This is a genomic window from Mesorhizobium sp. M2A.F.Ca.ET.046.03.2.1 (genome assembly GCF_003952425.1).
Taxonomy (GTDB): Bacteria; Pseudomonadota; Alphaproteobacteria; order Rhizobiales; family Rhizobiaceae; genus Mesorhizobium.
In genome coordinates this window covers 6,699,923-6,719,459 of sequence record NZ_CP034449.1, presented here as the reverse complement: position 1 = coordinate 6,719,459, position 19,537 = coordinate 6,699,923, and the positions used below count along the sequence as shown (strand labels likewise).

General features: G+C 63.8%; 18 protein-coding genes. 11 read left to right on the top strand and 7 right to left on the bottom strand.

Annotated features, from left to right (window positions below):
* The first annotated feature begins 40 nt into the window (after positions 1 to 40).
* From EJ072_RS32115 to EJ072_RS32105, 3 genes are all read left to right on the top strand, one after another.
* Positions 41 to 439: an NADH:ubiquinone oxidoreductase subunit NDUFA12 gene (locus EJ072_RS32115; protein ID WP_042643890.1), complete on the top strand. Its 399-nt coding sequence runs from the start codon at positions 41 to 43 to the stop codon at positions 437 to 439.
* A 134-nt stretch (positions 440 to 573) separates the two neighbouring features.
* Entirely contained in the window at positions 574 to 1,203 is a 630-nt protein-coding gene (locus tag EJ072_RS32110; RefSeq protein WP_245467065.1) for a DUF2155 domain-containing protein, read from the top strand.
* Positions 1,204 to 1,262: 59 nt separating this feature from the next.
* Entirely contained in the window at positions 1,263 to 1,646 is a 384-nt protein-coding gene (locus EJ072_RS32105; protein ID WP_126082844.1) for a hypothetical protein, read from the top strand.
* Positions 1,647 to 1,648: 2 nt separating this feature from the next.
* On the opposite strand, the gene aat is transcribed toward EJ072_RS32105, so the two are convergent.
* The 6 genes from aat to EJ072_RS32075 form a co-directional block, all read right to left on the bottom strand.
* Positions 1,649 to 2,266 carry a leucyl/phenylalanyl-tRNA--protein transferase gene (gene aat / locus EJ072_RS32100; protein ID WP_126082843.1) on the bottom strand — a complete coding sequence of 206 codons (618 nt, stop codon included), beginning with the start codon at positions 2,264 to 2,266 and terminating at the stop codon, positions 1,649 to 1,651.
* 12 nt (positions 2,267 to 2,278) lie between these two features.
* Positions 2,279 to 3,622, bottom strand: coding sequence for an acetyl-CoA carboxylase biotin carboxylase subunit (accC, locus tag EJ072_RS32095; RefSeq protein WP_126082842.1), 1,344 nt, complete (start codon positions 3,620 to 3,622; stop codon positions 2,279 to 2,281).
* A 13-nt stretch (positions 3,623 to 3,635) separates the two neighbouring features.
* Entirely contained in the window at positions 3,636 to 4,103 is a 468-nt protein-coding gene (accB, locus tag EJ072_RS32090; RefSeq protein WP_126082841.1) for an acetyl-CoA carboxylase biotin carboxyl carrier protein, read from the bottom strand.
* A gap of 26 nt (positions 4,104 to 4,129) precedes the next feature.
* A complete protein-coding gene (gene aroQ, locus EJ072_RS32085; protein WP_042643880.1) occupies positions 4,130 to 4,564 on the bottom strand; it encodes a type II 3-dehydroquinate dehydratase in 435 nt (144 codons plus the stop codon).
* Positions 4,565 to 4,696: 132 nt separating this feature from the next.
* On the bottom strand, positions 4,697 to 5,524 hold the full coding sequence (locus EJ072_RS32080; RefSeq protein WP_126082840.1) for a DsbA family protein: 828 nt from the start codon (positions 5,522 to 5,524) through the stop codon (positions 4,697 to 4,699).
* A 58-nt stretch (positions 5,525 to 5,582) separates the two neighbouring features.
* Entirely contained in the window at positions 5,583 to 6,995 is a 1,413-nt protein-coding gene (locus EJ072_RS32075) for a M48 family metalloprotease (RefSeq protein WP_126082839.1), read from the bottom strand.
* Between the two features lie 185 nt (positions 6,996 to 7,180).
* Between EJ072_RS32075 and EJ072_RS32070 the strand changes: the two genes are divergently transcribed.
* Both EJ072_RS32070 and EJ072_RS32065 read left to right on the top strand, forming a co-directional pair.
* Entirely contained in the window at positions 7,181 to 8,329 is a 1,149-nt protein-coding gene (locus EJ072_RS32070; protein WP_126082838.1) for an aminotransferase class I/II-fold pyridoxal phosphate-dependent enzyme, read from the top strand.
* Positions 8,330 to 8,334: 5 nt separating this feature from the next.
* Entirely contained in the window at positions 8,335 to 9,264 is a 930-nt protein-coding gene (locus EJ072_RS32065; RefSeq protein WP_189343142.1) for a glutaminase, read from the top strand.
* Positions 9,265 to 9,463: 199 nt separating this feature from the next.
* Here the strand turns inward: EJ072_RS32065 and EJ072_RS32060 are convergent, their stop codons facing one another.
* On the bottom strand, positions 9,464 to 12,421 hold the full coding sequence (locus EJ072_RS32060) for a ribonuclease E/G (protein WP_126082836.1): 2,958 nt from the start codon (positions 12,419 to 12,421) through the stop codon (positions 9,464 to 9,466).
* A gap of 92 nt (positions 12,422 to 12,513) precedes the next feature.
* On the opposite strand from EJ072_RS32060, the gene EJ072_RS36215 reads away from it, so the two are divergent.
* The 6 genes from EJ072_RS36215 (at position 12,514) to EJ072_RS32035 (ending at position 19,516) form a co-directional block, all read left to right on the top strand.
* On the top strand, positions 12,514 to 12,651 hold the full coding sequence (locus EJ072_RS36215) for a hypothetical protein (protein WP_189343141.1): 138 nt from the start codon (positions 12,514 to 12,516) through the stop codon (positions 12,649 to 12,651).
* A 417-nt stretch (positions 12,652 to 13,068) separates the two neighbouring features.
* A complete protein-coding gene (locus tag EJ072_RS32055) occupies positions 13,069 to 14,325 on the top strand; it encodes an N-acetylmuramoyl-L-alanine amidase (RefSeq protein WP_126083817.1) in 1,257 nt (418 codons plus the stop codon).
* Positions 14,326 to 14,554: 229 nt separating this feature from the next.
* Positions 14,555 to 17,011, top strand: a complete 2,457-nt coding sequence (locus EJ072_RS32050; RefSeq protein ID WP_126082835.1) for a penicillin-binding protein 1A — start codon at positions 14,555 to 14,557, stop codon at positions 17,009 to 17,011.
* Between the two features lie 126 nt (positions 17,012 to 17,137).
* Positions 17,138 to 18,269, top strand: a protein-coding gene (prfB, locus tag EJ072_RS32045) for a peptide chain release factor 2 (RefSeq protein ID WP_108702967.1) whose coding sequence is annotated in 2 segments (ribosomal slippage) — positions 17,138 to 17,203 and positions 17,205 to 18,269 — 1,131 coding nt in all. Because the reading frame shifts where the segments join, the coding sequence is not laid out codon by codon here.
* 168 nt (positions 18,270 to 18,437) lie between these two features.
* The gene (locus EJ072_RS32040) at positions 18,438 to 18,842 is read left to right on the top strand and encodes a GFA family protein (RefSeq protein ID WP_126082834.1); all 405 of its coding nucleotides are present in this window, start codon (positions 18,438 to 18,440) and stop codon (positions 18,840 to 18,842) included.
* Between the two features lie 296 nt (positions 18,843 to 19,138).
* Positions 19,139 to 19,516: a hypothetical protein gene (locus tag EJ072_RS32035; RefSeq protein WP_126064673.1), complete on the top strand. Its 378-nt coding sequence runs from the start codon at positions 19,139 to 19,141 to the stop codon at positions 19,514 to 19,516.
* The last annotated feature ends 21 nt before the right edge of the window (positions 19,517 to 19,537 follow it).

Here is a 19,537-nt window from a genome sequence, read left to right as displayed (position 1 = left end):
GCAGGGGAGAGGCGCAGCCGCTGCCGCCGCGAGGATCTGGATGAAAACTTTCCTGCTGCAGTTTTTCACTTGGTGGAACAGCCAGACGCTTGGCACCCGCTTCCACACCTGGCGCTTCGGCAAGAAGGTCGGCGAGGACGAAGCAGGCAACGTCTATTATGAAGGCGGTGTCGATTCGGAAGGTCGCACCCGCCGTTGGGTGATCTACCGCGACTATTCGGAAGCCTCGAAGATCCCGCCCGGCTGGCATGGATGGATCCATCACCGCGTCGACACGCCCCCTTCGGGCGAGAGCTACAAGGCGCGCGAGTGGCAGAAGCCGCATCGGGCGAACCTCACGGGAACGCCCGGCGCCTATCGGCCGCAAGGTTCGATCTTGACCAACCAGCATCGTCCGCAAGTGACCGGCGACTACGATGCCTGGACGCCGGGATCGTAATCACCCGGATCGCAATTCAAGGCGTCGCTTCGATCCTTTATCGCCACAATTGGCGTTTAGCTGCTTGCTGACTGCGCAGCCATGATTAGCCTTGGGCATTGAAGAATCACCCGGGCACAACCACCGGTGTTTGCATGAGCGATCCAGAGCAATTCCAGGAAAAGTGCGCAGCGGTTTTCCGTTCGGAATTGCGGCTCAGGATTCCAGCCCAAATCTCTAAGGCGCTGATCGCTGGGACGTCCCTTCTGCTTGCCTCGACAGCCGCTTTCGCCGCCGCGCAGGCGCCGGCCCCTGCGCCGGCTGCCTCCGAGCGTATCACCAACCCATTGGCCGAATTCGCCGGCATAGACAAGATCACCGGCCGCATCATCACCTTCGACGTCTATGTCGACGAGACCGTGCAGTTCGGCGCTTTGCAGGTCACGCCCCGCGTCTGCTATTCGCGGCCGGACACGGAGCAGCCGAAGACCGATTCCTTCGTCGAGGTCGACGAGATCACGCTCGATCGCAAGATCCGTCGCATCTTCACCGGTTGGATGTTTGCCGAAAGCCCTGGTCTCAACGCCGTCGAGCACGCCGTCTATGACGTCTGGCTCAAGGGCTGCAAGCAGAAGTCGGACGTGCCGCCGCCGACCGCGGCAAAGGCCGAGACGGGCAAGCCGAAGACCCAGGCCGCCAAGCCCAAGGCCGCGGCGGAGCCGGCGACCGAGCCGGCTGGCGCTGCCCCCGAGCCGACCGACGACGATCCCTCCAGCACCAACTGATCCCGGAACCTGCCCGCCTTTCAGCCGTTCCAACTCGGCAAGGCGAGGAGGATTCCGCGATGACCGCCACGAAGCCGATCATGGCCAACAAGCAAGAGCTTCTCGACATCGAGAAGGGCTTCTGGACCGGCGATTCCGCCTATTATGAAGCCAATGCCGATGTGGAATGCCTGGTGGCGTTTCCGCAAATGGCTAAGGCGATGACCAACTCCGAACTGGCGGCGACAGCCAGCAAACCCAACCGTTGGCGCGACCTCGACATCAAGCTGAAGGGCATGGTCGAGCCGGGCAGCGATATCATCATGCTGACTTACGAAGCGCGCGCGACGCGTGAGAACGGCGAATCCTATGCCGCGCTGGTCAGCACCGGCTATGTTCACCGCGCCGACGGCTGGAAGATGATGTTTCACGCGCAGACGCCGATGGATACGGCGCGGGACTGACCTCAGGGATAGAAGACGGCCTCGCCCTTCAGCGCCTCGGCCAGCAGCTTCTCATACTGGCCGCGCGGCACGTCGATGGCGCCGAAGCGCTTCAAATGCTCGGTGGTGAACTGCGTGTCGAGCAGCGCGAAGCCGCGCGCCTTCAGCCGCTCGACGAGATAATAGAGGCAGGTCTTAGAGGCATCGGTCTCCCTGGCGAACATGCTCTCGCCGAAGAACACGCGCCCGAGCGAAACGCCGTAAAGGCCGCCGACCAGACGGTCCTCGCGCCAGGCTTCGACCGAATGGCAGTGGCCGAGGCAATGGAGCTCGACATAGGCTTCGCGGATCGGCGCATTGATCCAGGTCGAGCGGCGCTCTTCGCGCTTCTCGGCGCAGCCGTCGATCGTCGCCTCGAAATCGAAATCGTAGCGGATCTCGAACGGGTGCTTGCGGATCGTTTTCTTGAGGCTGCGCGGCGTGTGGAACCCGTCCAGCGGAATGATGCCGCGCGTCTCCGGCCGCACCCAGAACACTTCCGGGTCGTCGGCGCTCTCGGCCATCGGGAATACGCCCGAGGCGTAAGCCCTGAGCAGCAGGTCGGTCGGGATGCGATAGCCTGGCGCGTAGGGGCGGGTCATCGCATCCCCGTGCTATTCACCCTTGGCCAGGTATTTTTCCAGCCAGTGGATATCGTAGTCGCCATTGGCGATGTCGGGATTGCCGACAAGGTCGCGAAACAGCGGCAGTGTCGTCTTGATGCCGTCGACGACGAATTCATCAAGCGCGCGGCGCAGCCGCATCATGCATTCCACGCGGTTGCGGCCATGCACGATCAGCTTGCCGATCAGGCTGTCGTAATAAGGCGGGATCTTGTAGCCGGAATAGACACCGGAATCGACGCGGACGCCGAGGCCGCCCGGCGTATGGAAATGCGTGATCGTGCCGGGCGAAGGCGTGAAGGTCCGCGGGTCCTCGGCGTTGATGCGGCACTCGATGGCGTGGCCGGTGAACTTGATGTCCTCCTGCCTGACCGACAGCCCGCCGCCGGAAGCGACGCGGATCTGCTCATGCACGAGGTCGATGCCGGTGATCGCTTCGGTCACCGGATGCTCGACCTGCAGTCGCGTGTTCATCTCGATGAAATAGAACTCGCCATTCTCATAGAGGAACTCGATCGTGCCTGCGCCTGAATAGCCGAGATCGGCGATCGCTTTGGCGCAGATGCCGCCGATGCGCGAACGTTCCTCGGCGTTGAGCGCGGGCGAATTGGCCTCCTCCCACACCTTCTGGTGGCGCCGCTGCAGCGAGCAGTCGCGTTCGCCGAAATGCACGCCGCGGCCGGCGCCGTCGCCGAACACCTGCACCTCGATATGGCGCGGCTTTTCCAGATATTTCTCGATATACACTGCGTCGTCGCCAAAGGCCGCGCCGGCTTCCGACTTTGCCGTCTGCAACGCGACTTCGAGGTCCGCTTCGGTGTGCGCCACCTTCATGCCGCGGCCGCCGCCGCCGGCGGAGGCCTTGATGATCACCGGATAGCCGATCTCGGCCGCAACGCGCTTGGCTTCCTTCTCGTCGCTGATCGCGCCGTCGGAGCCGGGCACCACGGGAATGCCGAGACGCTTTGCCGTGCGCTTGGCCTCGATCTTGTCACCCATGATGCGGATATGGTCGCCGGAGGGGCCGATGAAGGTGATGTTGTGGGCGGCGAGGATATCGGCGAATTTGGCGTTTTCGGACAGAAAGCCGTAGCCCGGATGCACGGCGTCGGCGCCGGTGATCTCGCAGGCGGCGACGATCTGGTGGATGTTGAGGTAGCTTTCGCGCGACGGCGGCGGGCCGATGCAGACGCTCTCGTCGGCGAGCCGCACATGCATGGCGTCGGAATCCGCGGTCGAGTGGACCACCACCGTCTGGATGCCGAGCTCCTTGCAGGCGCGCAGCACCCGGAGCGCGATTTCGCCGCGATTGGCGATGAGGATCTTCTGGAACATCTCTTGGCTGTTCCTACTCGAGGACCACCAGCGGCATTCCGTACTCGACCGGCTGGGCGTCCTCGATGAGGATCGCCGTCACCGTGCCGGCGCGCGGCGAAGGAATCTGGTTCATCGTCTTCATCGCCTCGATGATGAGAAGCGTCTGGCCTTCCTTCACCTTCTGGCCGATCTCGACGAACGGCTTGGCGTCGGGCGAGGGCGCCAGATAGGCGGTGCCGACCATCGGCGAAGGCACGGCATTCTTGGACGGATCGGCAGGCGCCGCGGCGACGGCCGCTGCCGGCTGAGCCGCGGCGGCGACGGGAGCGGCGATCGCGGGCAGGGGCGCGGCAACCGCATGGACAGCCTGCGACTGGCGCGACACGCGCACCTTGAGGTCGCCGAGCTCGACCTCGATCTCCGTCAGATTGGTGTCGTTCAGGATGCCCGCCAGGTCGCGGATCAGTTGCTGGTCAACACCGTTCTTTTTTATCGACATTTTCGAGCCTTCTGTTTGGGGGCCGGTCACAGGCGTGCCGCCAGTGCCTGCAGCGCGAGCGTGTAGCCGAGCGGCCCGAACCCGCAGATCATGCCGACAGCGACCGGCGCGACCATGGAGACGTGGCGGAAGGGCTCCCGCGCGTGGATGTTGGAAAGATGCACCTCCGCGACGGGCAGCGGCGCAACAGAGCGGATGGCGTCGTGGATGGCAATCGAGGTGTGGCTGTAGGCGCCGGGATTGATGACGATGCCTGCAGCCTTCTCGCCGGCTTCCTGGATCCAATCGACCAGATCGCCCTCATGATTGGACTGGCGAAAATCGATCCCGAGCCCGAGCGCGGCGCCCGCCGCCTTGCAATCCTCTTCGATGGCCGCAAGCGTCTTGCCGCCATAAATTCCCGGCTCGCGTTTGCCGAGCGCATTGAGATTGGGACCGTTGAGGACGAAAATCGTTTTCAATATGCCGACCTTGTTTCACGCCGACCCCAAGCCGGCGCACTGGGCCTCTATAATGGGCATAGCCGCCCGCGAAAAGAGCGCAAGTGCGTTCTTACGCTGTCCACAGCGGCCGGCTTTTGTATCCGCAAGCGCCTACAGTGCGCTCTTGGCCTCTTCGATCTTTTCCGCCAGAACCTGCTGGCCGAGCGCTCCGAAGATCACCTCGTTGCCGACCACATAGGACGGCGTGCCAGTGATCGACAGTTTCGTCGCAAGGTCATAGGTGCGCGAAAGCGTCTCGGCGATGCGCGGATCCTTCATCTTCTCGCGCAGCGTCGCCTCATCGGCGCCGAGCAAAAGCGCCACCTTGATAGCGGTCGCTTCGGTGGCGCGGCCCTGGCCGCCGAGCAGCGCGGTGTGGAATTCGCCGTATTTCTCCGGATGCATCAGGTGGAACGCCATGGAGACGACGCTGGCCTTCTGCGAATCGGGGCTCAGGATCGGGAACTCCTTGAGGACGAAGCGCAGGTCCGGATCGGACTTGGTCAACGCCTGCATGTCCTCGATGGCGCGTTTGCAAAAACCGCAATTGTAGTCGTAGAACTCGACGATCGTGACCTTGCCCTTGGGGTTGCCGACGACGCCGTCGAACGTCGAGTTGAAGATCTCGTCCTTGGAATTCTTGATGACGCCGAGTGCCGCAAGCCGCTGCTCTTCCTTCTGCTTGGCCTCGAGCGCGTCCTGCACCTCGAGCAGCACTTCCGGGTTCTTCAAGAGGTAGTCGCGGATGATGCCCTCGACCTCCTTGCGATCGATCTTGGTATCGGCGGCCGCCTGGGTGTCGGCGGAGGACGTGACCTGGGCGACCTGCACGGTATCGGCCTTCGCGGCCTGCGGATTTCCCGCCACGAAACCGAAGGCCAGCATGCCGAGCGCCACCGCCAGGCCGCCGGCACTGCCAAGCAGGATTGCCTTGTTCATTATCGTCGTCCTTTTTCCTGTTCCGGTCCGCCTTCGTCGTCGCCGACGTCCGGGAGGTTCATTTGAGTTTGTTAGACGGTGTGTAGTTTATAATATCCTGAGCGCGCACCCAGCGGGGTTCGCCGCGCTTCAATTTCTGTTGAGCGCGCATGGCGAAGATCTTCGCATTCTTGTAGTCGCCCGCATAGTAATGGCCCTCTGCGGTGGCAAGATCGGCGGCCGGAATGTCGCCCTGTTCTCCATAGGCCTGCGCCAGGAAGCGATAGGCTTCGGCATTCTCCTTGTCCCGCCCGACGCCGTTGTTGAGCTGGACCACGGCCTTTTTCAGCGAATCGGGCGTGCCCACCGCCATCAGCGCCTGGCCGAGCGAGACCAGCAGCAGTCCGGAATGCGCGGGATCGAGGCTCACCGCCTTGGCATAGGCGTCCGCCGCGTCCTTCGGCTTGTTGGCCTTCATCAGGATATCGCCGCGCAGCTCCTGGAAATAGGGGTTCTTCGGCTGTTCCTTGATCAGCGCCGCCGTCTTGGTCAGCGCGGCGCCTGGATTGCCGTAAAGATAGGTCTGCTGCGCGTCGCCATAGCGCGAGGCGAGGCTGGTCGGATTCTTGCGCATCAGCCGCGCGACAGCCGCCTGGCCCTGCATATAGGCGGCGATCTTGATGCGCATCATGTCGTGCCGCTGCTGCAGCGCCGGCGGGTCGACAACATTGACGAAGGGGCTCTGCTTGACCAGCACTTCAAGGTTGGAGATGCGCTCCTGCGGCATCGGATGGCTGATCCGGTAGGGATCCACCTGGGTGCCGGCGAGCGACAGCGCGCTCTGGAAGCGGCCGAAGGTCTTCAGCATGCCCATGCCTGACTGGCCGGTGGCGTTGAGATAGGTGATCGCCGAGCGGTCGGCGGTGATCTCTTCGGTACGCTGATAGGCAAGGATCGAGCGCTGCGCCATCTCGCCGCCGCCGGCGGCGACGCCCATGCCGGCGCCCGCCAGGCCCTTGCTGTTGGTGGTGGCGCCGGCCACCATGGCGCCGGCGCCGAGCAGCGTGGCGATGATGGCCATTGTCTTGGCGCGGTCGAGCTGGTCGCGCAATTTCTGCTGATGTCCGCCCGCGATATGGCCGGCCTCGTGCGCGATGACGCCGATGATCTCGTTCGGCGTTTCGGCGGTCACCAGCGCGCCGGTGTTGACGAACAGGCGCCGCCCGGTGACGAAGGCGTTGAAACTCGGATCGTTGACCAGAACGATGTCGATGCCGTCATTGGCAAGCCCGGCGGCCTTGAAGATCGGCCGGGCATAATCGCGCACCAGCGCCTCGATCTCGGCGTCGCGCACCACCGGCACGCCCTGCGCGAAGGCGCTGACCGAGCCGGACACGGCAACGGCGGCGGCAAGCATAAGCGTCGCGAAGCCGCGCGCGGTTCGGCTGAGGGAGGTCGATCTGCCAATCGATGGTCGGAGTCGGCTCAACATAGGTCCACTGGTAGACGAGCGGGCGAAAGATGAAAAGTCGGCGCCGGCAACTTCCTGCGCGCTTGTGATCCCCACATCAATCGGGCATTTGTGCGGCGCTGTTCCTTTAACTAGGGCAGTTCAAGGACAAGTCTGCGCTGCTTGCGTCCGGAATTCACCGAAATAGGGCAGTTGGAAGAGGTCAAATGGTCGTTTCGCTTTCGCGCCGGGGGGAAGTCGAGCCCTTCCACGCCATGGACATCCTGGCCGAAGCCAACCGGCTGAAGGCCACCGGCGTGCCTGTGGTGTCGATGGCCGTCGGCCAGCCGTCGGATCCCGCGCCGGCCGGCGTCCGCGAAGCGGCGGCCGCGGCCCTCAGGCACGGCCGCATCGGCTACACCGATGCCTTGGGCCTGGCCGATCTGCGCAAGGCGATCGCCGAGCACTATGGCGAGCATTACGGGATCGATGTCGCGCCGTCGCGCATTGCCGTCACCACGGGGTCGTCGGCCGCCTTCAACCTCGCTTTCCTGGCCATGTTCGATCCGGGCGACCGCGTCGCCATCGCCGCGCCAGGCTATCCTGCCTACCGAAACATCATGGCCGCGCTCGGCATCGAGATCGTCGAGATCGAGCTCGGCACGGATGCCTATCTGCATGCCGATCACCTGAAGAGCGCGCATCGCGATAAGCCGCTGAAGGGTGTGCTGTTTGCCAGCCCCGCCAATCCGACTGGAGCGGTGATCCCGGCGGACGAACTTGCGGCCCTGGTGAAGACGGCGGAGGAACTCGGCATCGCCGTCATATCCGATGAAATCTACCACCGGCTGGCCTATGCGGCGCCCGATGTGACCGCGCTGGCGCATGGCGCCGGCGTGACCGTGATCAATTCCTTCTCGAAATACTATTGCATGACCGGCTGGCGCATCGGCTGGATGGTGCTGCCCGAGGAACTGGTGCGGCCGGTCGAGCGTATCGCCCAGAGCCTCTATATCTCGCCGCCGGAATTGTCGCAGATCGCCGCGATCGAGGCCTTCAAGGCCACGGAGGAGCTCGAAAAGGTGAAGGCGCGCTATGCCTGGAATCGCGACCTTCTGATGAAGCGTCTGCCCGAGCTCGGCTTTGCGTTGGCAGCACCCATGGACGGCGCCTTCTATGCCTTCTGCGATGTCACCCGCCACACCAATGACAGCATGGCCTTTGCGCGAAAAATGCTGGCCGAGGCGCATGTCGCGGCGACGCCAGGCCGCGATTTCGATCCGCAACAGGGGCATCGCACCATGCGCTTTTCCTATGCCGGCAGCCATGAAGACATGGTCGAGGCGCTGGCGCGCATCGAACACTGGCTGAAATAGAAGCCATGCCGGAACTCGAGCAAGCATTGGCGGAAGTCGCCGCCGAAATGGCTGAACGCACCGATCGCGGCAAGGTAGCGACCTATATCCCGCAGCTCGGCAAGGTCGATCCGAAGAGGTTCGGCATCGCCGCCGTGACCAATGATGGCCGCGTCATCCTTGCCGGCGATGCCGATCAGCCCTTTTCCATCCAAAGCGTCTCGAAGGTCTTCACCCTCACGCTGGCGCTGGGAAAGGTCGGCGATGCGCTCTGGCAGCGCGTCGGCCGCGAGCCGTCCGGCAATCCGTTCAACTCGATCGTCCAGCTCGAACATGAGAACGGCATCCCGCGCAATCCGTTCATCAATGCCGGCGCCATAGTCGTCTCCGACGTGCTGCTCGCCGGGCATCAGCCGCGCGAGGCGATCGGCGAGATCCTGCGCTTCATCCAGTTCCTCGCCGATGACGAGACGATCATCATCGACCGCGAAGTGGCGGCGTCCGAGCGGGCGACCGGCTACCGCAACTTCGCCTTGGCCAACTACATGAAATCCTTCGGCAATCTTCATCATGAGCCGGAGCTGGCACTGGGCGTCTATTTCCATCACTGCGCCATCGCCATGAGTTGCCGGCAGCTTGCCATGGCGGGCCGGTTCCTCGCCAATAGCGGAAGGAATCCGGCGACCGGGCATTCGGTCGTGTCGGCCGAGCGGGCACGCCGTATCGGCGCGCTGATGCTGACCTGCGGCCACTATGACGGCTCCGGCGATTTTGCCTTCCACGTCGGCATCCCCGGCAAAAGCGGTGTCGGCGGCGGCATTTTGGGCATCGTGCCCGGCGTGGCTTCGCTGGCTGTTTGGTCGCCCGGCCTCAACGAGAACGGCAACTCCAAGCTCGGCTCCATCGCCCTGGAGAAGCTCGCACGGATGATGAACTGGTCGATCTTCGCGCCATAGGCAAGTCGATATTCAGGTGAGGCCGGCCTGCAAATGGCGGTTTCCTGCGCTTCCGGTGCTCACTCCGGTTCTCGGAACCAACCATTTTCGACTCGGCCTGATCTGAATGTCGATTTGCCTTGCGCTTCGGCAAACAAAAAATCCCGCGCCAGGTGGCGCGGGATCTTTGCAAAGAAATCAGTCCAACAATTTGAAAAGCTTAGAAGAAACCCTTGCGCTGCCACCAGCCTGCGCGCTTCGGTTTGTCCTCGGCCTTGGCCTCTTCGGACACGTTCGAGGAGACGACGGGAACAACCGGCGCATCGATCGACTGCGGCTTGCGCCGCGTCGGGTGGGCATTGGCGGCGGGCTCGGCCTCGGCCGCCGCGGCAGCCGCCGGCTCCGGCTCGACCGCCACGGGCGCGACCTGGGCTTCCGCCACAGATTCGGACACCGTCTCTGCCACGGCTTCCTCGGCGGCCTTCTTGGCGCGCGAACGGCGGGGCTTCTTCGGCTTTTCGACCGCCTCGGCGTCGTCATTGGCGGCCGCGGGGGCAGCAGGCTGCTCAGGCGCGGCTGCCACGGCCGGCTCGCCTGCGGCGTCCTCATCTTCCGCTGCTTCGTCCTCGCCGTCGCCAGCGGGGGCCTCTGAAGCCTCGTCGTCGCGGCGGTTGCGCTTGCCGCCGCGCTTGCCGCGCCGGCGCTTCTTGCCGGAAGCATCATCGGTAGCGGTTGCCTCGGCTTCGCCGCCATCGGTCGCCTCCTGGGCTGCTTCTTCCGGCGCATCCGCGGCATCGTCGCTGGTTTCGCCAGCTTCCGCCGGCGCCGCCGCGACATCCCCATTGTGCTCGCGGTCGCGGTCCCTGCCGCCACGCCGCCGCCGGCGCTTGCGACGCTTGCGGTCGCGGCCTTCGCCGTCCTCGGACCGCTGCTGGTGCTGGCCCTGCTGCTGCGGCTGGCGCGGCTGTTCGGCCTGCACCGCGGCCTCTTCTTCCTCCTCGATGATGATCTCGTCCTCGGGCTCGTCCGGCTCGACATAGGCCGGCAGGCTGCGCACCTCGACAAAACCTTCCGGCTTCTCGGCTATGGCGCCGCGGAAGATCGCGTAATGCTGGGTGCCGAGAGTCTCGTCAGCCTCGATCGTGATCGTCAGGCCGAAACGGGCTTCGAGCTCCACAAGGTTGGCGCGCTTGTGGTTCAGCACGTAAAGCGCCGTCGCGGCCGGCGTGCGCACGATGATGTGGCTGCGCGAATCCTTGAGCAGGAATTCCTCGATCGCCCGCACCACCATCAGCGCCACGGAGGAATCGGAACGCACATGGCCGGTGCCGCCGCAATGCGGGCAGGGCTTCATGGTCGATTCCAGCACGCTGGCGCGGATGCGCTGACGCGACATTTCCATCAGGCCGAAATGCGAGATGCGGCCGACCTGGATGCGGGCGCGGTCGTTCTTGAGGTGATCCTTCAGCCGCTTCTCGACAGCGCGGTTGTTGCGGTTCTCCTCCATGTCGATGAAGTCGATGACGATGAGGCCGGCAAGGTCGCGCAGTCTGAGCTGCCGCGCGACTTCCTCGGCCGCCTCTAGATTGGTGTGGAGCGCGGTCTCCTCGATCGAATGCTCCTTGGTGGAGCGGCCGGAGTTGACGTCGATCGAGACCAGCGCCTCGGTCTGGTTGATGATGATGTAGCCGCCGCTTTTCAGCGTCACCTGTGGCTGCAGCATGCGGTCGAGCTGCGCCTCGATGCCGTTGCGCACGAAGATCGGCGTCGTGTCGCGATAGGGCTGAACCACCTTGGCGTGGCTCGGCATCAGCATGCGCATGAAGTCCTTGGCCTCGCGATAACCGTCCTCGCCGGAAACCAGGATCTCGTCGATATCCTTGTTGTAGAGGTCGCGCACCGAGCGCTTGATCAGGCTGCCTTCCTCGTAGACCAGGGCAGGGGCCGTGGATTGCAGGGTGAGGCTGCGGACGTTCTCCCACAGCCGCATCAGATACTCGTAGTCGCGCTTGATCTCGGCCTTGGTGCGGCTTTCGCCGGCGGTGCGCAGGATGACACCCATGCCCTGCGGCACGTCGAGGTCGGTCACGACCTCCTTCAGCCGCTTGCGGTCCTGGGCGTTGGTGATCTTGCGCGAGATGCCGCCGCCGCGCGCTGTGTTCGGCATCAGCACCGAATAGCGGCCGGCAAGCGAAAGATAGGTGGTGAGCGCGGCGCCCTTGTTGCCGCGCTCTTCCTTGACCACCTGCACCAGAAGGATCTGGCGGCGCTTGATGACTTCCTGAATCTTGTACTGGCGGCGGACCGGCTTGCGGCGGCTGCGGATTTCCTCGAGCGCGTCCTCGGCGCCGACCGATTCGACCTCGTGCTCGTCCGAATGCGAGGCCGAGACGTCCTCCAGCATGCCGCGATCATTGTCGCTGGCGGCTTCGCCGCTCTGCTCGGGCTGATCCGCCTGTGGCACCGCCTCGGAAATCACGTCGGCTTCGACGCTCGCTGCAATCGAGGTGGGGCCACCTTCGGACGGCTTGCCGTCCTCGTTGTCCGCTGCTTCGCCGCCGCCGGTCTCGGCGGCGGACTCTTCAGCCGTTTCCTGGTCGGTTTCGACTTCGACGGCTTCGGCGACGATGGATGCATCCGATACGTCCGATGCGTCTTCTGGCGAGGCATCGGCGGTCACGCCGCCGGCTTCCTCGCTCCCGGCAGCCTCTGCCGCGGGCTCTTCGAGGGCTGCGGGCTCAGCCGGGCTTTCCTCGTTTTCCGAGGAAGCGTGTCTGTGCTCGCCGCGGTCACGGTTCTTGCCGCCGCGCCTGCGGTTGCGCCGGCCGCCGCGATCGCGCGCCTGCTGCTCTTCGCCGTTCTCCGCTTCCTCGTCGTCTTCGTCCTCGGCCTCCTGCGCTTCGGCGCGCAGCAGAGCCTGACGGTCGGCGACCGGGATCTGATAATAGTCGGGATGGATTTCACTGAAGGCGAGAAAACCGTGACGGTTGCCGCCATACTCGACAAAGGCTGCCTGGAGGGAAGGTTCGACGCGGGTTACGCGGGCGAGGTAGATGTTTCCTTTGAGCTGCTTCTTGTCCTGGGATTCAAAGTCGAATTCTTCGATGCGGTTACCGCGAACGACGACAACGCGTGTTTCCTCCGGGTGGGAGGCGTCTATCAGCATCTTGTTGGGCATTATCTTGTTTCCTGCCGGCAGCCGACGGCCGCAGCTGGCGTGGCAATGCCCGCCGCTGTGCGCCTGTATCTGTGTGCATGCCGGATAATTGAATGTCCGCTAGCCGCCGCTTGAGCGCGATGGCGGTGCCGCCCGCAGCCAAGATGGCGCGGTTTGATGCGGACCTTTCCATGATTGCGCTTGAAGCCATCGGCACCCAGCAGAACCTTTTGAACCAAAGCCCGGGCTGAGCCGGACCAGCTTGTTTGCTCACGAAGAGCCGGCGCGGGGCGAACCCGGCCGTTTTCCTCACGCAAGCGATTCCCCCGCCACGGGAGCACGCCTGCGAAAATCGTCGCGACCACATGAGCCTGGAAGGATAAAGGAGCCGCCTTTGCATCCGACCTTTGGCAGGAAACTGCTGAGGCGAGCGGTTCCAGGATTGCAGTGATCCAATGTCGCTTTTATGATTTGGCGGGATGGAAGGCAACCCCGATTTCGGATGCCGGCAAAAAGCGCTTCCGTTGGGGAAGGTGCCATTTGTCCCACCTCATGAAAGGCTTGGTTAACCTTCTCTGAATACCAATCGTTAATCGAATTGGCGGCCTGACGGGCACTCGGCGAGAAGACCGGGCGCAATGCGTCAAACCGGGAGCGACGGACAAGAGATGGGATTGGCGGGCAGCGCGGACAAGAGGGGCAGGGCCGCGGCGCATGCCACGCGCGTGGCCTGGGCCGCTTTGCTGCTGGCGCTGCTGCTTTGTTTCGCGGCCGCCGCGCGCGCCGACGGCCTGCTTGGCGCGACCGGCTACAAGATGGCCGGCGACGCCACCAAGATGCGCATCGTCGTGAATTTCGACAGCGAGCCGAACGTCAAGTGGTTCTTGTTGCGCGGCCCCGATCGCCTGGTCGTCGACCTGCCGCGCACGCGATTCGCCCTTGAGACCAAGGATGTGAAGCCGCGTGGCCTTGTGCGGGCCGTCCGTTACGGCGATCAGGGACATGGCTCGCGACTGATCCTCACCGGCAAGGGTCCTTTCGCCGTCGACAAGCTCGACGTGCTCAAGAATGACGACGGCACCGGCTATCGCATCGCCATCGACATGTCGGCCGCCTCCGAACGGGAGTTCGACGAGGCGCTGGCCAACCAGTCGCTGACCACCGGTTCGACGGTCTCCACCGAGAAAGGCGAGAGGGTCGGCACCGGGCCGGTCTCGGCGCCCGGTCATCGCTTCACCGTGGTGATCGATCCTGGCCATGGCGGCGTCGATGGCGGCGCCGAAAGCTCAGCCGGCACGGTCGAGAAGGACGTCACACTCGCTTTTGCTAAGGAATTGCGCGACAAGCTGGCCGCGGTCGGCAAATACGATGTCTTCATGACCCGCGATGACGACGTCTACCTGGCGCTTGACGAGCGCGTGCGCATCGCGCGCCAGCACGAGGCCGATCTCCTGATCTCGATCCATGCCGATACGATCGCGGTCAAAGGTCTTCGCGGCGCCACGGTCTACACACTTTCGGACAAGGCCTCCGACCCGGAAGCCCAGGCGCTCGCCGATCGCGAGAACCTGTCCGACCAGTTTGCGGGAATGAAGATCGAGGACGACAACAAGGAAGTCACCGACATCCTCATCGACCTGATCCGCCGGGAAACGCATGGCTTCTCGATGAGCTTCGCCCACACGCTGGTCGGCCAATTGTCGACCAGCGTCGGCCTCATCAACAATCCGCAACGCTCGGCCGGCTTCAAGGTGCTCAAGGCTCCGGACGTGCCGTCCGTTCTGGTCGAGCTTGGCTACCTCTCCAACAGCAAGGACGAGGCGCAATTGCTCAGCGCCGACTGGCGCGGCAAGGCCGCGCAAAGCATAACCAACGCGGTCGCCCTGTTTGCCGCTGCCAAGGCCGGAACGGCGACGGGCGGTTGATCCGCCCACGCCCCCACAACCGCTTGGGGTCTGCAACCATAAGCGGCGTTGCATGACGACAACACCCGGCGTTATTATTCGGCGACCGAGTCCTCAAATCTCGCGCTGCCGTATTTTGTCCACATGGTCGCGACATGGGTCTTTTGATTGCGGATTGGGACCGCCCCGGGAAGCTTGCGCGACTGCCGGCTTCGTTTAGGAAATTCCCGAACCTCGGACTGGAGCGGGCATGATTCGTCTCATCGGCTATTTCTTTGGCATCGGCACGACGCTGGCGTTGCTGGTGGCGGCCGGCCTTGCCATCTATATCAGCCATGTCGCGAAGGACCTGCCCGACTACGAGGTTCTGGCCAAATACGAACCGCCGGTGACGACGCGCATTCATGCCTCCGACGGCTCGCTGATGGCGGAATATGCGCGCGAGCGGCGCCTCTATCTGCCGATCCAGGCCATCCCGGACCGCGTCAAGGCCGCTTTCATGTCGGCCGAGGACAAGAACTTCTACAACCACCCCGGCATTGACGTAACCGGCCTCGGCCGCGCCATCATCGTCAACCTGCAGAATCTCGGCTCGGGCCGGCGCCAGGTCGGCGCTTCGACCATCACCCAGCAGGTGGCGAAGAACTTCCTGCTCACCTCGGACCAGACCTACGAGCGCAAGATCAAGGAGATGATCCTGGCCTTCCGCATCGAGCAGGCCTATTCCAAGGACCGCATCCTCGAACTCTACCTCAACGAAATCTTCTTCGGCTTCGGCGCTTATGGCGTCGCGGGTGCCGCGCTCACCTATTTCGACAAGTCGGTCAACGAGCTGACGGTCGCGGAAGCCGCCTATCTCGCCTCGCTGCCCAAGGGCCCGAACAATTATCACCCCTTCAAGCATGCTGACCGCGCGATCGAGCGCCGCAACTGGGTCATCGACCAGATGGTCGAGAATGGCTACGTCACCCGCGAGGAGGGCGCCAAGGCCAAGGGCGAGCCGCTTGGCGTGACGCCGCGCCGCAATGGCTCCTATCTGTTTGCCGGCGAGTATTTCACCGAGGAAGTCCGCCGCCAGATCATCGCCCGCTACGGCGAGAACGCGCTCTATGAGGGCGGCCTGTCGGTGCGCACCACGCTCGATCCGAACATCCAGCTTATCGCCCGCAAGTCGCTGCAGAACGGCCTGCTCAAATACGACATGCTGCGCGGTTACCGCGGTCCGGTCACGCATATCGACATTTCCGGCGACTGGGGCGTGCCGCTCGGTAACGCGAAGGGCCTAGAGGACGTGCCGGAATGGAAGCTTGCCGTTGTGCTCGATAGTTCGGCGGACGGCCTGACCATCGGCATCCAGCCGACGCGCCAGGTCTCCGGCGAGCTGGTCAAGGACCGCGTCCAGGGCACCGTCAGCAAGGACGACATGGGCTTTGCCATGCGCCATTTCGTCAACGGCAAGTCCGTCAGGGCGAAGTCTCCGGCGGAAGTGCTGGAGCCCGGCGACGTCGTCTTCGTGCAGAAGAACGAAGGTTCCGACAACACCTATATGCTGCGCCAGGTGCCCGAGGTTGAGGGCGGTCTCGTCGCCATGGATCCGCATACCGGCCGCGTGCTCGCCATGGTCGGCGGATTCTCCTACGCGCAGTCCGAGTTCAACCGCGCGACCCAGGCGATGCGCCAGCCCGGCTCCTCGTTCAAGCCGATTGTCTATTCGGCCGCGCTCGACAATGGCTATACGCCGGCCTCGGTGATCATGGACGGCCCGATCACCATCCAGAGCGGCAACACCACCTGGACCCCGAAGAACTATGACGGCACGGTCGCTGGCCCGGCCACGTTGCGCTCCGGCATCGAGAAGTCGCGCAACCTGATGACGGTGCGGCTCGCCAACGACATGGGCATGAAGCTGGTCGTGGAATATGCCGAGCGCTTCGGTGTCTACGATCATCTGGCGCCCTATCTGCCGATGGCGCTGGGCTCCGGCGAGACGACCGTCATGCGCATGGTCTCGGCCTATTCGATCATGGCCAACGGCGGCAAATCGATCAAACCCTCGCTGATCGACCGCATCCAGGACCGCTACGGCAAGACGGTGTTCAAGCAGGATGAGCGCGGCTGCGAAGGCTGCAACGCCGCCGAATGGAAGAACCAACCCGAGCCGGAGCTGGTCGACAATTCCGAGCAGGTGCTCGACCCGATGACGGCCTACCAGATCACCTCGATGATGGAAGGCGTGGTCCAGCGCGGCACCGGCGCCACCATCGGCGAGCTCGGCCGCCACATCGCCGGCAAGACCGGCACCACCAATGACGAGAAGGACGCCTGGTTCATCGGCTTCACGCCGAACCTCGTCGTCGGTCTCTACATGGGCTACGACACGCCGCGCGGCCTCGGCAAGGGCGCCACGGGCGGCGGTCTCGCCGCGCCGATCTTCAAGGATTTCATGCGTGTGGCGCTGGACGGCAAGCCGAACACCGACTTCCAGGTTCCGGACGGCATGAAGCTCATTGCCATCAACCGCAAGACCGGCATGCGCGCCGCCGAAGGCGATCCCAACACCATCGTCGAGGCGTTCAAGCCCGGCACCGGTCCGGCCGACAGCTACTGGGTGATCGGCATGGGCGCGGATGGCTCCAACGGCTCGGGCGGCGCGCTGTCGCCGCAGGCCAACCAGGCCATCCAGGACGGCGGCGGCGGGCTCTACTGATCTCCTGCAATCCGGAATGGGCCGGCGCGAAACCGTCGGCCCATTTCGCTTTACAGGCGGCGATGCCGTGCCTATGTATCGCGCCTATTCCGAAAAGACCGAAAAGACAGGACCGAACGAAGAGCCATGCGCGCGGAAACGCTCAACATTGTCGACGAAATCAGGCAGGCGATAACCCTGCTGAGGAGGCATCTTTGACTGGGATCAGGCTGTAAAGCGGCTTGAGTACCTGAATTCGCGCGCCGAGGATTCCAGCCTCTGGAATGATCCGATCGAAGCGCAGAAGCTGATGCGGGAGCGCCAGGAGCTCGAGGACGGTATCGCCGCCGTCAAGGGGCTGACCCAGGCGCTGGAAGACAATATCGGCCTGATCGAGCTCGGCGAGGAAGAGGGCGACGACGGCATCATCGCGGAAGCGGAGGCTGCGCTGCGCTCGATGCAGGGCGAGGCGAAGGCTCGGCAGGTCGAGACGCTGCTCTCCGGCGAAGCCGACGCCAACGACACCTATCTCGAAATCCATGCCGGCGCGGGCGGCACCGAAAGCCAGGACTGGGCCTCGATGCTTCTGCGCATGTACACGCGCTGGGCCGAGCGCCGCCGCTTCAAGGTCGAGGTGCTGGAAGTCCATGACGGCGAGGAGGCGGGCATCAAGTCCGCCACCGTGCTGATCAAGGGCCACAACGCCTATGGCTGGCTGAAAACGGAATCCGGCGTCCACCGCCTGGTGCGCATCTCGCCGTACGACAGCAATGCGCGGCGCCACACCTCCTTCGCCAGCGTCTGGGTTTATCCGGTCATCGACGACTCGATCGAGATCAATGTTTCCGAATCCGACGTGCGCATCGACACCTATCGTTCCTCGGGCTCGGGCGGCCAGCACGTCAACACCACCGACTCGGCGGTCCGCATCACCCATCTCGCGACCGGCATAGCGGTCGCCTGCCAGGCCGAGCGCTCGCAGCACAAGAACCGCGCCAAGGCCTGGGAAATGCTGCGCTCGCGCCTCTACGAGGAAGAGCTGAAGAAGCGCGAGGCGGTCGCCAACGCCACGGAGGCGTCGAAGAGCGACATCGGCTGGGGCCACCAGATCCGCTCTTACGTGCTGCAGCCCTATCAGCTCGTGAAGGATCTGCGCACCGGCGTCGAAAGCACCTCGCCGTCGAGCGTGCTCGACGGCGACCTCGACGAGTTCATGGAAGCTTCGCTCTCGCATCGCATCGAGGGTGGTGCAGGCGAAGCGGTGGCGGACCTGGATTAGGATATGCCCATATTCAGGTGAGGCCGGCCTGCGAACGGCGATTTCCTGCGCTTCCGGTGCTCACGTACCTTATGTACGCTCCGCTCCGGTTCTTGAAAACCGCTATTCTCGGCTCAGCCTAACCTGAATCTGGGCATATGCTGCCGTTGCGCAAAGGAAGAAAAGCCGGTGACGCGCAAACTTACCGGAAAATGCTTCTGCGGCACCGTCCACTATGAAGTGGCGGACGAATTCGTCTATGCCGCGAACTGTCACTGCTCCAACTGCCGGCGCACGACGGGGGCGGCGTTCAAGCCCTTCGCCGGCATCGAGCGCGGCAAGTTCCGTCTCACCGCGGGCGACGACAGGCTGCTGATTTTCGGCGACGAGAGCGGCCATGACGCGCATTGCGGCCGCTGCGGCTCGCTCGTCTATTCATTGGTCCGCGAAGGCGCCTATGTCCATGTCGCCATGGGGACGCTGATGGACGATCCAGGCATTCGCCCGAGCGCACATATCTTCGTCGGTTCAAAGGCGCCGTGGTTCACGGTTACAGACGATCTGCCGCAATATCGTGAACACGCCGACGGCTGAAGGTCGGAACTTCCTTTGGAGGAACTTCGTTCTTAGGCACCCTGGGCGCAGGCCGTTGTCTGGAGTTGCCACCCAGGTCTGCGCATCCTTTCCGTCGCCGAAGCTTGAAACCGGCGCGTCGCCATGGCGCGCCCACTTCTTGCGCTGGCTATGGAATCAGCTCAGCATCCGAGCTGTGGGATAGAAGCATTTATGGCCGGACGCGGCATAAACTGCGACCGACGATCCGGCCACTGGGAAGACACGTTCCGGGAACGGGCAAGCTGAAACGCTTGATGCTCGAAAGGAACGTTTCGATGTCTGCTGCCACATCAAGATCGGCCCAAGCCGCTCGACCGGCTGGCCGACTGTTGTTCTCCCTCTTCGCTGTTGGAGCTGTCTCGGTGCTGACGCCGCCGGCCATCGCGCACGACGCCCAGCCTACGGCGGCCGTGCCACAAGGCTGGAAATACCCCTTTGCCTGCTGTGCCAACTTCGATTGCAAGGAAGTGCCGCAGTCATCGATCAGCGAGCGGCCCGAAGGCTATGTCATAAAAGGCACGGGCGAGGTGGTGGCCTACAGCGACAAGCGGATCAAGAATTCGCCCGACGGCGAATATCACTGGTGCGCGCATCAGGCTGGGCTCGACGCCGGCAAGACCATCTGCCTGTTCGTCCCGCCGCCCTCTTACTAGCCTTCGAGCACGCCAACATCT

Excerpts from the sequence above, each read along its gene's own strand:
- EJ072_RS32115 (WP_042643890.1), top strand. The coding sequence starts at position 41 with ATGAAAACTTTCCTGCTGCAGTTTTTCACTTGGTGGAACAGCCAGACG.
- EJ072_RS32110 (WP_245467065.1), top strand. The coding sequence starts at position 574 with ATGAGCGATCCAGAGCAATTCCAGGAAAAGTGCGCAGCGGTTTTCCGT.
- EJ072_RS32105 (WP_126082844.1), top strand. The coding sequence starts at position 1,263 with ATGACCGCCACGAAGCCGATCATGGCCAACAAGCAAGAGCTTCTCGAC.
- aat (WP_126082843.1), bottom strand. The coding sequence starts at position 2,266 with ATGACCCGCCCCTACGCGCCAGGCTATCGCATCCCGACCGACCTGCTG.
- accC (WP_126082842.1), bottom strand. The coding sequence starts at position 3,622 with ATGTTCCAGAAGATCCTCATCGCCAATCGCGGCGAAATCGCGCTCCGG.
- accB (WP_126082841.1), bottom strand. The coding sequence starts at position 4,103 with ATGTCGATAAAAAAGAACGGTGTTGACCAGCAACTGATCCGCGACCTG.
- EJ072_RS32080 (WP_126082840.1), bottom strand. The coding sequence starts at position 5,524 with ATGAACAAGGCAATCCTGCTTGGCAGTGCCGGCGGCCTGGCGGTGGCG.
- EJ072_RS32075 (WP_126082839.1), bottom strand. The coding sequence starts at position 6,995 with ATGTTGAGCCGACTCCGACCATCGATTGGCAGATCGACCTCCCTCAGC.
- EJ072_RS32070 (WP_126082838.1), top strand. The coding sequence starts at position 7,181 with ATGGTCGTTTCGCTTTCGCGCCGGGGGGAAGTCGAGCCCTTCCACGCC.
- EJ072_RS32065 (WP_189343142.1), top strand. The coding sequence starts at position 8,335 with ATGCCGGAACTCGAGCAAGCATTGGCGGAAGTCGCCGCCGAAATGGCT.
- EJ072_RS32060 (WP_126082836.1), bottom strand. The coding sequence starts at position 12,421 with ATGCCCAACAAGATGCTGATAGACGCCTCCCACCCGGAGGAAACACGC.
- EJ072_RS36215 (WP_189343141.1), top strand. The coding sequence starts at position 12,514 with ATGTCCGCTAGCCGCCGCTTGAGCGCGATGGCGGTGCCGCCCGCAGCC.
- EJ072_RS32055 (WP_126083817.1), top strand. The coding sequence starts at position 13,069 with ATGGGATTGGCGGGCAGCGCGGACAAGAGGGGCAGGGCCGCGGCGCAT.
- EJ072_RS32050 (WP_126082835.1), top strand. The coding sequence starts at position 14,555 with ATGATTCGTCTCATCGGCTATTTCTTTGGCATCGGCACGACGCTGGCG.
- EJ072_RS32035 (WP_126064673.1), top strand. The coding sequence starts at position 19,139 with ATGTCTGCTGCCACATCAAGATCGGCCCAAGCCGCTCGACCGGCTGGC.